This is a genomic window from Pseudogemmobacter bohemicus, assembly GCF_003290025.1.
Classification (GTDB): Bacteria; Pseudomonadota; Alphaproteobacteria; order Rhodobacterales; family Rhodobacteraceae; genus Pseudogemmobacter; species Pseudogemmobacter bohemicus.
This window is the reverse complement of sequence record NZ_QNHG01000006.1, coordinates 130735-144795: the sequence shown is the minus strand read 5'-3', so window position 1 is coordinate 144795 and position 14061 is coordinate 130735. Positions and strand designations below refer to the sequence as shown.

The 14061-nt window shown below is 62.1% G+C and carries 12 protein-coding genes and 1 tRNA gene; 7 read left to right on the top strand and 6 right to left on the bottom strand.

From position 1 onward, the window contains the following. The first annotated feature begins 29 nt into the window (after positions 1 to 29). On the top strand, positions 30 to 1073 hold the full coding sequence (locus DRF71_RS24645; RefSeq protein ID WP_112313104.1) for a M29 family metallopeptidase: 1044 nt from the start codon (positions 30 to 32) through the stop codon (positions 1071 to 1073). A gap of 3 nt (positions 1074 to 1076) precedes the next feature. Continuing rightward, positions 1077 to 2594 (top strand): GMC family oxidoreductase, encoded by a 1518-nt coding sequence (locus DRF71_RS24640; protein WP_112313103.1) that lies wholly within the window; start codon positions 1077 to 1079, stop codon positions 2592 to 2594. Here DRF71_RS24640 and DRF71_RS24635 read toward each other — a convergent pair. Next, complete coding sequence (locus DRF71_RS24635) at positions 2578 to 3153, bottom strand: hypothetical protein (RefSeq protein ID WP_112313102.1); 576 nt, start codon at positions 3151 to 3153, stop codon at positions 2578 to 2580. The two genes, DRF71_RS24640 and DRF71_RS24635, sit on opposite strands and share 17 nt — an antisense overlap. 160 nt (positions 3154 to 3313) lie before the next feature. Between DRF71_RS24635 and DRF71_RS27755 the strand changes: the two genes are divergently transcribed. From DRF71_RS27755 to DRF71_RS24620, 3 genes are all read left to right on the top strand, one after another. After that, positions 3314 to 4015: a hypothetical protein gene (locus tag DRF71_RS27755; RefSeq protein WP_157971272.1), complete on the top strand. Its 702-nt coding sequence runs from the start codon at positions 3314 to 3316 to the stop codon at positions 4013 to 4015. 141 nt (positions 4016 to 4156) lie between these two features. Beyond that, positions 4157 to 4405, top strand: a complete 249-nt coding sequence (locus tag DRF71_RS24625; protein ID WP_112313100.1) for a type II toxin-antitoxin system Phd/YefM family antitoxin — start codon at positions 4157 to 4159, stop codon at positions 4403 to 4405. Then, complete coding sequence (locus tag DRF71_RS24620; RefSeq protein WP_112313099.1) at positions 4395 to 4676, top strand: type II toxin-antitoxin system RelE family toxin; 282 nt, start codon at positions 4395 to 4397, stop codon at positions 4674 to 4676. Before DRF71_RS24625 ends, DRF71_RS24620 begins: the two co-directional genes overlap by 11 nt. Here the strand turns inward: DRF71_RS24620 and DRF71_RS24615 are convergent. Then, positions 4647 to 5399: a hypothetical protein gene (locus DRF71_RS24615; protein ID WP_112313098.1), complete on the bottom strand. Its 753-nt coding sequence runs from the start codon at positions 5397 to 5399 to the stop codon at positions 4647 to 4649. The genes DRF71_RS24620 and DRF71_RS24615 overlap by 30 nt on opposite strands. 130 nt (positions 5400 to 5529) lie before the next feature. On the opposite strand from DRF71_RS24615, the gene DRF71_RS24610 reads away from it, so the two are divergent. Further along, positions 5530 to 6072 (top strand): hypothetical protein, encoded by a 543-nt coding sequence (locus tag DRF71_RS24610; protein ID WP_112313097.1) that lies wholly within the window; start codon positions 5530 to 5532, stop codon positions 6070 to 6072. Positions 6073 to 6583: 511 nt separating this feature from the next. Here DRF71_RS24610 and DRF71_RS24605 read toward each other — a convergent pair. The 4 genes from DRF71_RS24605 to repA form a co-directional block, all read right to left on the bottom strand. Next, positions 6584 to 6673, bottom strand: a tRNA-Ser gene (locus DRF71_RS24605). 638 nt (positions 6674 to 7311) lie between these two features. After that, positions 7312 to 8538 carry a plasmid replication protein RepC gene (gene repC, locus DRF71_RS24600; protein WP_112313096.1) on the bottom strand — a complete coding sequence of 409 codons (1227 nt, stop codon included), beginning with the start codon at positions 8536 to 8538 and terminating at the stop codon, positions 7312 to 7314. A gap of 184 nt (positions 8539 to 8722) precedes the next feature. Beyond that, positions 8723 to 9715, bottom strand: a complete 993-nt coding sequence (repB, locus tag DRF71_RS24595) for a plasmid partitioning protein RepB (protein WP_112313095.1) — start codon at positions 9713 to 9715, stop codon at positions 8723 to 8725. 73 nt (positions 9716 to 9788) lie between these two features. Beyond that, positions 9789 to 10973: a plasmid partitioning protein RepA gene (repA, locus tag DRF71_RS24590; protein ID WP_112313094.1), complete on the bottom strand. Its 1185-nt coding sequence runs from the start codon at positions 10971 to 10973 to the stop codon at positions 9789 to 9791. Between the two features lie 354 nt (positions 10974 to 11327). On the opposite strand from repA, the gene DRF71_RS24585 reads away from it, so the two are divergent. Further along, a complete protein-coding gene (locus tag DRF71_RS24585; RefSeq protein WP_112313093.1) occupies positions 11328 to 14057 on the top strand; it encodes a hypothetical protein in 2730 nt (909 codons plus the stop codon). Positions 14058 to 14061: the final 4 nt, after the last annotated feature.

Sequence of the window (14061 nt, the reverse complement as noted above, 5' to 3'; positions counted from 1 at the left end):
CGCGGCATCCAGACAGGAAGGATCATCCCATGGCCATCAGCGACGCGCATTTCCTCAAGGGCTGGAAAGAGGTTCTTTCCATGTGCAAGCTGAAACCGGGCGAGCAGGTGACGGTGCTGACCGGCGACGATTCCAACCGCCAGATCGCCTATATCGCCAAACTCGCGGCCTCCGACCTCGGCGCGGTGGTGACCGAGCTGAATCTGCCGGTGATGAATGGCGAAAAGGCGCTGTCGCCGGATAAATCCGGCTATGTCGGCAAGACCGCTTTGGAGCTGAATTCGGCGGCCCTGGCCTGTCTGAAGGCATCCGATCTGGTGATCGACACGCTGCAACTGCTGTTCTCGAAGGAACAGGAAGAGGTGCTGAAAGGTGGCACCCGCATGCTGCTGGCCGTCGAGCCGCCCGAGATTATGATGCGCCAGATCCCGCGCCCGGAGGACAAGCTGCGCGTGCTGGCGGCGGCGAAAAAGATCGGCGCGGCGAAAGAGATGCATGTGACCTCGGCTGCGGGCACCGATTTCCGCTGCAAGCTGGGGCAATATCCGGTGCTGACGCAATATGGTCTGGCCGATGAGCCCGGCCGCTGGGATCACTGGCCCTCCTGCTTCTCGGCCCGCTGGCCGGATGAGGGCAGCGCCGAAGGCACCATCGTGATCGACGAGGGCGACATCATCCTGCCCTTCAAGCACTACGCCCGCGAGCAGGTGATCGTGACCATCGAGAAAGGCATGATCGTCGATATCAAAGGCAGGACCGAAGCCGAATTCATGCGCAAATTCATGGAAAGCTTCAACGATCCCCGCGCCTATGCCATGGCCCATGTCGGCTGGGGGCTGGAAAACCGCGCGCATTGGACGGTGCTGGGCCTTTACAACCCGCAATCGCAGCTGGGGATGGATGCCCGCAGCTTCGCGGGGAATTTCCTCTGGTCCTCAGGCCCGAATACCGAGGCGGGCGGCGACCGCGACACGCCCTGTCACCTGGATATTCCGCTCAGGAATTGCTCGGTCTCGCTGGATGGCGAGGCGATGACTGTGGATGGCGTGGTCGTTCCTGCGGATCAGAAATAAGCCATGCGCTATGATCTTGCGATCATCGGCGGCGGCTCGGCCGGGGCGCTGCTGGCGGCGCGTTTGTCCGAAGACCCCGCGCGGCAGGTGGTGCTGATCGAGGCCGGGGGCGAACCCACCGACCCCGATATCCTCAAGCCGCAGATGTGGCCCCTGATCCAGCATCGCGATTATGACTGGGATTACCGCACCACGCCGCAACCGGGGCTTGCCGGGCGCTCTCTGTCCTGGGCGCGCGGGCGCGGGCTGGGGGGGTCTTCGCTGCTGCATGCGCTTGGCCATTTCCGCGGCTGCCGCGAGGATTTCGCCGCCTGGGAGCATGCCACCGGCGATCCCCAATGGTCCTGGGACGGCCTCATGCCCGCCTTCCTCGCCATCGAAGACCATACGCTGGGCGGCGACGGCCTCCATGGACAAGGCGGCCCGATGCCGGTCTGGCTGCCGGGAGAAGAGGTCTCCCCCCTTGCGCGCGCCTATATCGAAGCCGGCGCCGGGCTGGGGCTGAAACGCCTCAACGGCCATAACACCGGCGAGATGGTCGGCGTGACGCCCAATTCGCTGATGATCCGCGACGGCAAGCGTGTCACCACTGCCGAAGCCTGGCTGACCCCTGCCGTGCGGGCACGCGCCAACCTCACCATCCTGACCGGCACTCTCGCCACCAGGCTGACCCTGACCGGGGCGCGCGTGACCGCGCTGGAGACCTCGGCGGGCCGGATCGAGGCCGATCGGATCGCCCTCTCCGCCGGCGCGCTGGAGAGCCCGGCGCTGCTGATGCGCTCGGGCATCGGGCCGGAGGCGGTGCTGGCGGCGGCAGGTATCCAATGCCGGCTGAACGTGCCGGAGCTGGGGCAGAACCTGATGGACCATCTGCTTGGCGCCGGCAATCTCTACGCCGCGCGCCGGCATGTGCCCCCCTCTCTCCTGCAGCATTCCGAAAGCATGGCCTATATGCGGGCGGGTGACTTCACCGCCACCGGCCAGCCCGAGATCGTGGTCGGCTGCGGCGTCGGCCCGATCACCTCGGAACTGTTCACCCCCCCTGCCCCGGGCACCGCCTATAGTTTCCTCTTCGGCGTGACCCATCCGACCAGCCGGGGCGAGATCCGCGTCACCGGCCCCTGCCCCTCCGACCCGCTGCTGATCGAGCCGCGCTATATCTCGACCGGTCACGACCGCCGCCTGTTCCGCGAGGCGCTGAAGGCCGCGCGGGAAATCGGCGCCAGGCCCGAACTGGCCGGATGGCGCGACCATGAGATCCTGCCCGGCCCGCTGACCACCGATGCCGATATCGACGCCTTTATCGCAAAAGCCGCAATCACCCATCATCACCCATCCGGCACCTGCCGCATGGGGCGCGATGCCGGCGCGGTCTGCGCCCCCGATCTGCGGCTGAACGGGCTCGACAACCTCGCGCTGGTCGATGCCTCGGTGCTGCCCGGCCTGACCGCCGGTCCGATCCATGCGGCGGTGCTGGCCGTGGCCGAGACCTGGGCGCGCGGCGTCACCGGAACAGGTTGAACACAGCGCCGACCAGGATCACAATCACCCCGAAAGCGATCAGCCGCTGCAGGGAAAACGCCGCGCCCAGCAGCCCCATCCGCCCTGGTATTGCAGGCGGACAATTGGCACCCCCGGCCATCAGCGCCTGGCGCGGATCGGCAAAACCATTATTCAGGGGCCGCGTGTATTCGTAGCCAACCATGTTCTGCTGCCGGGCGTCGACATGGAGTGAGACAGGCGAAACCTTCGCATCGGCGGCGAAGAACTCAACCATACGCGCGCCGATGGACTCGTTCTTGGATGTCAGCATGAGTTCGAGGCCCTGTTCGAGAGCGATAGCTTTGGCCCGCTCTTTCTTCGCACTGACCCCCGCCACGAACTTCGCCGCGACCTCCTCGGTATAGGTCTGCACGGCTGGGCGTTTCATGGCCTTATACCAGGCTGCACGGCTGAGGCCCGCCTTCTCGCAGGCGTCTGTGATTAACAAACCTTCGGTGACATTGAGGCGGATCGCGTCCCGGAGGCGGGGCGACAGGCGAGCGGGGCGCTGTGGCGCGAGGGTGAGGAGGTTGGACATAGCGGAAGGATGGCACAGCGCGGGCAAGCATCTCATGCACCGGCCCGCGCATCGCCCGGTTGATTAACTATCAACTGCTGCTATCGTGAAGCGGCCCGACAAGTGTTTGCACCACCTGCCGAGCCTAACCGAGACTCGATCTGTTGAAGGAGATCGCAGAATGGCTGAGGCCAAACATATCCGCACATCCATCGCCCAGGAAGGCTTGAGCTGCGACAATGCAGCGGTATCGCCCGAGGATGCGACAACACCGATTGCGCGTCTTTACCGTGTTCTCGCGCCGATGCGGCGCATGTTGAACCTGGGCGAGTTCAGCGACGAAGATTTCTCGACTTCGCACGGGATAGTTTGGGAGCTGACGGATATCCTTTGCGAAATGCCGACACAGCTCCCGATGGATCTGATCTTCCAACTGATGGCGAGGTGCGACGGCGGTGATCCGGAGCTTCTCAACGAGGAGGATGATATCCTGGCCGAATGTCGGCGCCTTGCTGAAAACACGGCCGGCTTGGTCCCCCCTGATCTGCCCATGCCCGTCAGCCCTCTGCGGGCGCTCCACGGTGAATGGATAGAGCTGATCGCCAAGGGAAAGGGGGGAGAGCTACGACCGGATCGCCGCCATCGGCGACGAGGCCGCGCTGATCGTGCCGGAAATGGTCGAGGAATTCGCCCTCAAGATCCTGATCGCGGACGGGGGGAGCGACATGGATGCCAACACATCCCTGATGGCGCTGCGAGATCTGGCTCGGCAGATCGTTCAGGGGCAAGAAGTGATCCCGCTGCGGCCTTCGGTCTTACACGTTCCGTAGGGATTACGGGTTCCCAATGGCATGTTGGGCGCTGTGTCAGCTTCTCAAATTAGACCATTACATGGCTCCATTTATGGAGCTATATACAGGTCTGTCATAAGCTGACATCGTGCTTGGTTTCTGCTCCAGAGAAAAAGAAGAGCATCCAACGACAGCACGAATTCATACGCACAAACGCACATATCAACGGCTCAATGACCCAAATGATCCATGCGGCCCTGGCGGCCAGTATCACTGAATTCAAGCGCAACCCTATGGCTGCGATGGCTCAAGCGGCAGGTGCAAGCCTTGTCGTTCTTAATCATAATGAGCCTGCGTTTTACTGCGTTCCTCCAGAACTATATGCCCAGATTCTCGATGCTCTAGAGGACTTGGAACTGAATGCGATTGCAGATGAACGCGCAGGCCTGAAACCTGTGAAAGTTACGTTGGATGATCTATAGTCTGGAATTTCTGCCGCCAGCGTTAGAAGAATGGCGTGAGCTTCCTGAGGCAGTTTGCGCCCAGTTTAAGAGAAAGCTGAGAGTGTGGTGCGAAGCGCCAAGGGTTCCTAAGTCGCAGTTGCGTGGTGCAACAAAGCGCTTTAAGATCAAATTGTTAAGTCTCGGATATCGTTTGGTATACGAAGTGGATGATGCCACGGTCACTGTGATAGTGGTGGCTGTAGGGAGGCGGGACAAAAGCCTAGTATATAAGGCTGCCCAAAGCCGTTAGCCTGACTAGTTTCGGAACATCTTCGGCTGCTCGATCTGCTGCGTCCAAGCTTTGACGCTTTCGGGAACGGGAATACCGCACTGCCAGAACGCCCGCATGACCAGATAATCCTTGTCCTCGTGCGCGGCATTCGTGGGGCCGCAGTTGCAGCCGCCAGACATCATCGGCGGTCTCTGCCGACAGATGAATGGCGACAACCTCGATGCACCGCATTTCCCGCCCGAGTTCTTCCCGGGATTCCTCGTCGGTGATCGCCGCGTGATAATTCAGGCCGGTGGCATGCCAGGCGTCGAACGCTTCGGAGATCCGGAGATGGGTGAACATCCGATGGATATAGGAGACGCTTCTGCCCTTCTTCTCCATGGCCGTCTTCAGGAGCATCAGGGTTTCGAAGTCGATCGAGCTAATCCGCAGCTTCCCGATGGCTACCGCCCATTTGTCCAAGGCTTCGAGATATGAGGCCCGGGAGTTTGCCTTCAGAGCGTGGATCGGGGAAAACTCGTCGCTCTTGTAGCGGCCAATGATCCACGACCATGTTCCGGCCTCCACCTTTGGCGAACCGTCCCGCCAGCGCAGCAACTCGCGGGTCAGTTCCCGGCACTTGGCGCCCATTTCCTCCTTGGTCCCCCGCAGGCGGTAGTTCTTGATCCGGTATCCACTAACAATATCCGCCTTCGGCGGGCGCCAGTAGAGCGCCGGGCCGGACTTCACGAAACCGGGCATGTATGTCGGGTCATTATCGAGGCGGATCAGGTCAAGCCTATGAGGCGGTCACACAGGGGAAGCCTTCCCGCGCAAGCGCCTGGCGGCATCTGGAGAGCCAGGCGCGTGACCGGCCCAGCAGTGCAGCCACATGCTTTTCGCTGAGATACTCGGGGACCATCGCCCTATCCGAGATGAAAACCGGGGGGCAACCGTCGAGGCGCTTCTCTCTGAGCTGCAGGCAAGCTACCGGGAAATGAAGGCAGCGCTCTCGGTCAAGGCAAAACTGAACCTGCCGGACATGCGGCAAATAGACGATATCCAGGAGCCTATCATAGCCGGTCTCGCCGCTCTCCGGCCTGGCCGCGAGCTCAGCGCAGAGGAGAAAGCCGTCATCTTCAAAGCGACAGAGAAAATTCGCTTCAAAGTAAGCGAAATTGAATGGCCAAACGGAGAAGTTCTGTCCGAAAAGGTCGAGGAACTGTCCCAGATTTTGACAACATACAAGCAATATATCGAAACCCCTGAACTCGAAGCGGTAGCCGAGCGCATACGTCTGGTTGGCCCGAAAGTGACCGATCTTCTGACTGGACGAATTCTCGATCTTCGGATCTTCAGCCTCTGGTCTCCGCGCCTCATCGCAGCGGCCGCCCTTTATGGCACCGCCCTTCTTCCTCCTCCACACCTCTGGTGAGCCTGAGGTAGTCCCGCCGCCAGGCTACCACACTTGTATCCGGCGCGACTTTTGAGCCATCGGCGGCCCCCTCTGGCCTTCGTTACGGCTGGTCGTCAGATCAGGGCGCGACCTCGGGCCGTTCGACCATATCAGCAGCGATGCAGCCGCCGGGTGCATCCACCTCCAGGGAAGCCAGGGATCGCCCAGAGTCTCGCCTTGTGCGCTGGCCTTTCCTGCATGACAGAAGACAAGGCTCGATTCGTTTGGGACGATCCATCCACCAGCGGTGAGCGGATAACCCGTGCGTGAGGGAGAGGTGGTCGCAGGCTTGGGCCTTGGCACGAGACTGAAGTGTGAGCCGTTGCGCAATATGCTCACGAACCGGCGATTTTAGGAAAGATGATAAGCGAAACAGCGAAAGATCTGCCCTTTGCTGCAACTGATAGCATCCAATCGCAAAATAGATGGCGGGCTCATAGGCGGATGTACCGCCAAAAATCCGAAATTATCAAGCCATTTCAGTGGTGATTGGCGGACAGTGAGGGATTCGAACCCTCGAGACGGTTCCCCGCCTACACACTTTCCAGGCGTGCGCCTTCGACCACTCGGCCAACTGTCCGTTGCGGCTGTCTATACTCAGGACAATACCGGCTTCAAGCCCTGTTTACAGTTATGTCGCAGAGCCCGCGCGGAAAACTGGCCGGAATTGCACCAATGCCAGCCGCAGCGCGGCCAAGGAGATCGGAGAGCCTGCGAAGCATGGTGTGCCGGGCAGGAACAGTTGTGCCGCAGGTCGGGCGCTGTTGGTTTATGATTCAGCTGTTTTCCGGCATATCAGAGCCGCTTTTTAGCGGATCGCCAGCCACTGCGGCCATGACACTCCGCAGTGGCACAGTCGGTATGCCGCGCCCTGTTCGCAGCTCATTTCTCCTCTCAATCCGTACCGTTGTATCAAGACCAAAACAGGCTCTAATCCTGCATTTTAGTGTCTTGGGTATCTGATCCACCGGTTTGATGGTGCGTTCCTTTCCTTGTAATAAAGGGATGCTTTTGGGACAAGTTGATCATGGCAGCACGACGACCATCCACATCAGGCACAACCTGATCGCAACGGTCAGGTGGAACGGATGAACCGCTTCGGGTATATCTCAGCGCGCTCATAGCGGCCTGCACCGTTGCCCGCAGACTGAGGAGATGCAACGATCGCACATCCAATATATCCACGAGGTCGGGACAGAAGTTCACAGCTGTGAACCCTCAGGCGGCCTGACGCATCAGTGCCAGAATCATCGGTGTCGGGGAAAAATCTCCCTCCCCGGCCTTCTGGATCAGCCGCCTGAGATAGGCCCCGGGAGAGCGGATCGCTGCAAAGCGTTGCAGCATTGCGGAAAGAACAATGGCTGCGTCCTCATTGCCAAGCCGCCGTCTTGCCTCATGCCAAAGGTCAGGAGAAATCCCCATCATGGGACGCAGGGTTTCACAGGCGGTCAGCAAATCGCGCCATGAGGCAATTTTTTGCGCTGCATAGGTTTGCACCTCGCCGCAGGCATCCAGTACCAGGCGCAAGGGCAAGGGTGCAGGCGCCCTGCCCTGTCGACTTTCTTGTGCCGTATCCGCCATCGCCATATTTTCTACGCCCGATTCAGATTCAATTAAGTCTTTCTCTGAATTCTGAATGTGCTGCTCATTATCGGCGGCATTGCTGCTCATTTCTTCGGCTGTGGGCTCATCGGGCGAAGTCAGATCCAGTAAGAGGCCCAGCTCCGCCAGCGCGGCTGCCAGCACGGATTGCAGCCGCAGCAGGTCCTCGCGGACTGGTTTGCGGCGGAGCGTGCGACCGCTGAGAATGCCGAGATTGGCAAGCCTGGTCCAGGCCGGCAGGGAAGGGTGCTCGGTCTCGCCCCAGAGCACGAGGGCTGCGAGATCACGGCGCATCAGACTGACGGTTTCGCGCAGGTGATGCAGTTCTTCGGTTGCGCGGCGTTCGGCTGCGGCAGTGGCGAGGATCTCTTCGCGACGGGCAACCAGCGGCCAGAGGTCAAAGCCGAAGGCGACGCCACCTGCGCGGTTGCGGCGGGCATAGCGCTTGCCGTTCGGGCTGTCGCGGCGGGTCAGAATGCCGGCGCTGACCAGGGCGGCCAGATGACGGCGCATGGTCGAGTCCGGCATCCCGTTCAGCCTGGCGCAGATCGCGGCATTCGAGGGATACACCACCATCTGACCTGGCCCGCCCGACAGGTCGGCGCCGGGGTGAAAGCTGATCAGCGCCTGGAGTACCGTCAGGTCACGGTCGCTGAGCCCGAGGCTCTTCCGCGCCGCGGTGATCTCCCGCAGCATATCCCATTTGCTGATGGATTGCGGCGCGGGAAGGGTGCCATGCACAGGGGTAAACGAAGCCGGGCGCGGCGTGTCAGCCTGCCTCAGCCGCGCCATTTGCGCAGCATCCAGCACCCGCCCGAAAGGCGTTACCGGGGTATATCCCATTTTTTCTGTCACGAAGGCAAAGAAATCCGGTTCCGCGAATCACTAAGGACTTGCGGTCGCTGAACCCTGCGATTACCTTGAAGGTGCTAAGATCAAAGGGGTCTCGTGGGGCGTAAGTTCTGCGGGACCTTTTTTATTCTGCCGTGGTCGTGCCTCCTGTTTTATGGTGCCTGTTCACTGCTCTTTACGCGCCGCGTTGCCAGCGGGCGTGAAGCTCTTCGATGACCTCCTGGGCCTGGGATTCGACCCAGGCGAGGAAGTCGCTTTCCTGAACGCTCAGTTCGATGCGCAACCCCTTCGGGCTGCGGCTGACCTGGCCCGCTGGTTTGCCCGCGAGGGTCAGCCGGCGCGGGGCGGGGGCTGACGGGGCAGGGGGCGCTTTTGCCTCGGGTTGCTGGTCGCGCGCGATGAGTTTCGTCACCGCCTGAAAGGCCAGCATCGAGGCGTCAGGTGCCGCGTCACCCTCGACCAGTTGCGCCTCGGCATGGGCGGTATGGGCCGCGAGGATCAGTGGCGCGATATTCTCGCCGCTGGTGGCGATGTCCTGCGCCAGCGCTTCCCAGCGGGGGCGGCCGATGCCATGGGCGGGGCCGATGGCGCGGGCGAGATCGGTGCCGATCCCGTTCGCCACGGTCAGCGCCATCGAGATCGCCGATTTGGTGGTGTTGAGCACCTCGGCGATCTGGCTTTGATTGCCGAAACCGCTGTCGAGCAATTCACGGGCGAAAAGGGCGCGCTCGATATAGCTCAGATCGCGCCTTGCGGTGTTTTCCGAGACCTGGGCGCGGATCGCCGCGTCTTCGTCCATGCTGGCGATCAGGGCGCGGACTTTGGTGACCTTGTCCGAGCCGCGGATCGCCTCAAGCCGGCGGCGGCCATAGACCAGCAGATAGCGCTCTGCCTCGCCCGGTGCGCGGCGCACAAGGATCGGCACGGTCTGACCATTGGCCTCGATCGAGGCGCGCAGGTCGAGCACATCGCCGGGATCGAGCCGGTCGCGGAAGCGGGTATCGTCGACCAGCGCAGGGTCGAGTTCCCAGATGCGGTGGCTGTCGACAGCATCGCGCGCCGAGCGCAGCGCCCGGTTGGTCACCATCATGCTGGGCGTCGCCATCGGCGCCCCGGCAGCGGCGAGGGAATCCAGCATCGAGAGACGCTTTTTCTTGCCGTCAGTCATGGCACATACTCATGGCTCAGCCCCTTTCTCTGGCCCGTTCGGGCTCTTGTTACGGCGGATCCGGCAGGCGGGCTCAGCGGCCCCAGGTCTTCTGGATCAGCGCCGCGATTTCGTCATTCACCGCGTTCAGGCTTTCCACCGCGCGGTCATAGGTGGTGCGGGTAAAGGCGGAACGGTCGACCTCGTAAAGGGTCTGTTTCGTCAGCCCGGCATCGGAAATGGCGGTCGATTTCAGCATCGGCGCGTTCAGTACCTTGTCGCCATACATGGTGCGCAGAAAGGCGGTGATGCGGTTTTGCGGCGCGTCGGTCGGCTCGTAGCGGGTCAGCAGATAGCGCATCCAGTCATGCGACATATCGGCGCCGGATTCGGCGATCACATCCATCAGATCGGCGGTCATGCGCAGGAATTGCGACATCGACATCACGTCGAGCATTTCCGGATGGATCGTCACCAGAACCCCGGTCGCGGCCGAGAGCGCCGACATGGTCAGGAATCCCAGCTGCGGCGGGCAGTCGATCACCACCACATCGTAATCGGCATCGACGGCGGCAAGCGCTTCCTTGACGCGGAAGAAGAACAGACCCGCATTGCCCTGGGCCAGCGCCCGGGGCGTGTCATGTTCGAATTCCATAAGTTCCAGATTGCCCGGAATCAGGTCGAGGCCGGGAATATAGGTCTTGCGGATCACATCCTGGATCGGGCCGGGATTGTCATAGCGGATCGCGTCATAGAGCGTGCCGCCCTCGGTCAGGTCGAATTCCGGCTGCACGCCATGGAGCGCGGTCAGCGATGCCTGGGGGTCAAGGTCAATCGCCAGCACGCGGTAGCCGGTCAGCGCCAGGCGCTGCGCCAGATGGGCGGCGGTGGTGGTCTTGCCTGACCCCCCTTTGAAATTCATCACACCGATGATCTGGAGGTGGTCACCGTCGCGCCGCCCCGGCAGGTAATCGCCGGGTTTTCTGGCGGTTTTCTCAAGCAAAACACGCAGTTCGTGGATATCTTCCGCCGAATAGAGCCGCCGGTTGCCGGGCGTCAGATCGGGGGAGGGGCCCTTGCCGTCAAGGCTGAGCTTCCTCAGATAGGAATCGTTCACGCCGAGCAGCGCGGCGGCCTCACCGGATGTGAAGCGGCGCATCTGTTTGGAGGCGTCTGGCGGGAAAAGATTCGCCCGTTGCGCATGGAGTTGCGCCGCCAGCCATTCGGAATGTTCGCGGATGACCTTGTTCAGGTCGTCCTGTTCGTGGTGTTTTGTCATCTGCCCGCATTCACTTCGTGGTCACGAAATCTGACGTTTTATCGTCCTTTTCCGTGACTATTCGCGGAAATGTTGGATTCGTGCAAGTCCTTTCTGTCTTATCCCGGGCGAGGCGCGCAGACGGGGCCAGACTCAAGGGCGGAATTCTGACCGGATCCTGGCCATTTTTCCGCTGCTAACCTTCTGTCAACCGGCGGATGATCTGCTGCAGCCTGACGCCCGATTCCCGCCGCCGCCCGGCAGAAAGCCGCCATGATCCGACTTGCCAGCCTGGTCGGTTCCGGTAACTATCACATGGCCGTGAAGCCCGGCCAATAGCCGACCCGATTTAACCGTCTGACGGATCATTAGCATATGTCACGATTTATCTCTGCCGCTGTCGCATTCCTCCTGAGCACCACGGCGATTGCGGCCGCGGAATGCGATACGAAATTCGAGGCGGAGCTGCGGACCGCCGTTGACGGGATGAAATCGCTGGAACAGGCGCGGCGGCGGCTGCAATCGCGGCTGGACGGGCAGGATTTCCGGATCGGAAAGCTGGCGCCCGAGGCTGACAAGGCCAGCCTGGCTCCGGCGCCGGTATTGCCGGAGCTGGCGTTGCCGGCGGCCGGGAATGGCGAGGGTTGTACGGTGACGCCCACCCGCCAGACCGAGGCGGTAACCCGGGCAGGTGAGGCGCTCGATATTGCGAAAGGCGAGGTCGAGGCGCGCGATGCGCAGCTGGCAGAGCTTGAAAAGGGTGCAAAATCGGCCCCGGCCGAGGCGGCTCCGCTGCCCGAATCGCCGCCGGTCAGCGCCGGGGCGCTGCCTGCGGAACCCGAACCCGCTGCGGCGGAGGCTGCGGTGCCCGCCGAAGCCACGGATGATGTGGCCGCCCCCGAAGCTGCTGAGGCCGGTTCCGGCTCTGCCTCGGGCGCGCAACGACCCGATTCCGCAGCGCCTGACGCTGCCGCGACAGAATCCGCCAGCGAAGATGGGACGCCCGCCGGGTCCGCCCCCGAGGCGGCAGGTGAGGCAAAGCCTGCCGAAGTTGCAACCGATCAACCCGATGCGCCGGAGGCCGGCGCCGGGGACAGCGCAGCGGCGGATCCCGCCACCGATGACATTCCGGCGGTGACGGAGGGGGGCGATGCCGAAGAGCCTGTCACCGCTGACGGCCCGATGCCGCTTACCGATCCGGAAAATCCGGAAGCCTTCATCCGCGTCATCGCGCAGCCCGGTATGGTCAGCCATGCCGAGCCGGGTGCGACGGATGCGGGCTCCGAGGTGCCGGTCTTCTCAATCCTCTATGTTTTTGAACGCCAGGAGGTCGGCGGCGAGGCCTGGATGCGGATCGGCCGCACCGTGCGCGGCGGGCCGGAGGGCTGGGTCCGCGCCGATAAGGGCGTCGACTGGACCAATATGCTGGTCATGCAATTCGCCCCACGCGGCAAACGCCAGCAGGTGCTGTTTTTCGACGATGAATCGGCGCTGAACTCGCTGGTCTCCAGCCCGTTCTACGAACGCGAGGCGCTGAAGCTTTATGATTCCATTGCCGATCAGCGCGGCGCGCCCGATCCGGACTGGGACAGCCGGCTGGTCGCCATCGAGCCGCAATCGGCGGTGACCTATGATTCCCGCCCCTATCTGCTGCCGATCCTCGACTGGCGCAGCGAGATGTTTGACGGCACCACCGACACCACGCTGGTGCGGGTGGCGGCGCTGCCGGCTGCGCCCTCCAGCACCATCGGCGCGCGGGACGAAGGCAGTTTCAACAACAGCGGCCGGGAGGCGGCGGCAAACAGCGGCGAGTTCCGGGTCGGCGTGGTCTTTGTGATCGATACCACCATCTCGATGCGGCCCTTCATCGACCGCACCCGCCAGGCGGTCGAATATTTCTACGACGCCTTCAGCAAGTATGAATCCTCCGGATATGTTTCGTTCGGGCTTGTGGGCTTTCGCGACAATATTGATGCCAATCCCAACGGGCTGGAATATGTGACCCGCGTGTTCCAGCCGCTGGATCCAGAGGTGCCGGCCAGCACTGTGCTGTCCAATCTCGATCAGATCAGCGAGGCGAAGGCCTCGACCAAGGGTTTTTCCGAGGACTCGATTGCCGGCATTTCGGATGCGATAGACGAGAATGACTGGTCTCCCTATGACGCGCGGCTGATCATTCTGGTGACCGATGCCTCGGCCCGCACGGGCGAGGGCACCGCCGATCCCGATATGACCCTGACGCGGTTGCGGGAAAAGGCGCGGCAGAACGGGATCGTCATCGTTCCGATGCATCTGTTGACCCCGGCGAATGCCAAAGGCGATGCCGATATTGCGCGCGGCCAATATGCCGAGCTGGCTGCAACCGGCGATATCGGCAGCGACAAATATATCGGGATCGACGCCACCTCGGATGAGAAATTCGCCCGCACCGTTTCGCGGCTGGCGACCGAAGTGGCCAGCGCGACGATGACGGTCAATGCCGGTGAATTGCTGCGCGATGAGGATGACGAGCCGATCCCCGAGGATATCGCCGATCCCGAAGAGAAAATCGCGGCAGTGGTCACCAATGAGATCTTCCGCGCCCAGCTGGAAAGCCTTGGCAAAATCGACGAGGGCGCGGCGCCGGCCTTCCTGTCGGGCTGGGCCTCGGACCGCGATCTGACCTCGCCCGAGACCGAAACACTGGAGGTTTCCGCCTTCCTGACGCGCAACCAGCTTTCGACGCTGGATAAACGGCTGGCGGCAATTATCGAGGCCTTCCGCTCGGGCGGCGACAATCCGCAGACCTTCTTTGCCAATCTGCAAAAACTGGCGGCGGAAACAGCGACCGATCCGGACAATATCCGCTCGGGCGACAGTTCCACCATCGAGGCGATCCTGCCCTCTTTCCTGAAAAACCTGCCCTATCGCAGCCAGGTTCTGCGGCTGGATCAGGGTTACTGGACCTCGATGTCGGTGGCGCAGCAGCAGGAATTCATCGAAAATCTCGAAGCCAAGCGTAAGATTTACGAGGATATTTTCAACCAGACCAAGAACTGGGCCGATTTCGGCGCCGGGGATCCGGGACTGGAGGCGACGCCGGTGCGCCTGACGCATCTGCCGTGAGGCG

Coding starts and splice junctions, on each gene's coding strand:
- DRF71_RS24645 (WP_112313104.1), top strand. CDS start 30: ATGGCCATCAGCGACGCGCATTTCCTCAAGGGCTGGAAAGAGGTTCTT.
- DRF71_RS24640 (WP_112313103.1), top strand. CDS start 1,077: ATGCGCTATGATCTTGCGATCATCGGCGGCGGCTCGGCCGGGGCGCTG.
- DRF71_RS24635 (WP_112313102.1), bottom strand. CDS start 3,153: ATGTCCAACCTCCTCACCCTCGCGCCACAGCGCCCCGCTCGCCTGTCG.
- DRF71_RS27755 (WP_157971272.1), top strand. CDS start 3,314: ATGGCTGAGGCCAAACATATCCGCACATCCATCGCCCAGGAAGGCTTG.
- DRF71_RS24625 (WP_112313100.1), top strand. CDS start 4,157: ATGACCCAAATGATCCATGCGGCCCTGGCGGCCAGTATCACTGAATTC.
- DRF71_RS24620 (WP_112313099.1), top strand. CDS start 4,395: ATGATCTATAGTCTGGAATTTCTGCCGCCAGCGTTAGAAGAATGGCGT.
- DRF71_RS24615 (WP_112313098.1), bottom strand. CDS start 5,399: ATGCCCGGTTTCGTGAAGTCCGGCCCGGCGCTCTACTGGCGCCCGCCG.
- DRF71_RS24610 (WP_112313097.1), top strand. CDS start 5,530: ATGCTTTTCGCTGAGATACTCGGGGACCATCGCCCTATCCGAGATGAA.
- repC (WP_112313096.1), bottom strand. CDS start 8,538: ATGGGATATACCCCGGTAACGCCTTTCGGGCGGGTGCTGGATGCTGCG.
- repB (WP_112313095.1), bottom strand. CDS start 9,715: ATGACTGACGGCAAGAAAAAGCGTCTCTCGATGCTGGATTCCCTCGCC.
- repA (WP_112313094.1), bottom strand. CDS start 10,973: ATGACAAAACACCACGAACAGGACGACCTGAACAAGGTCATCCGCGAA.
- DRF71_RS24585 (WP_112313093.1), top strand. CDS start 11,328: ATGTCACGATTTATCTCTGCCGCTGTCGCATTCCTCCTGAGCACCACG.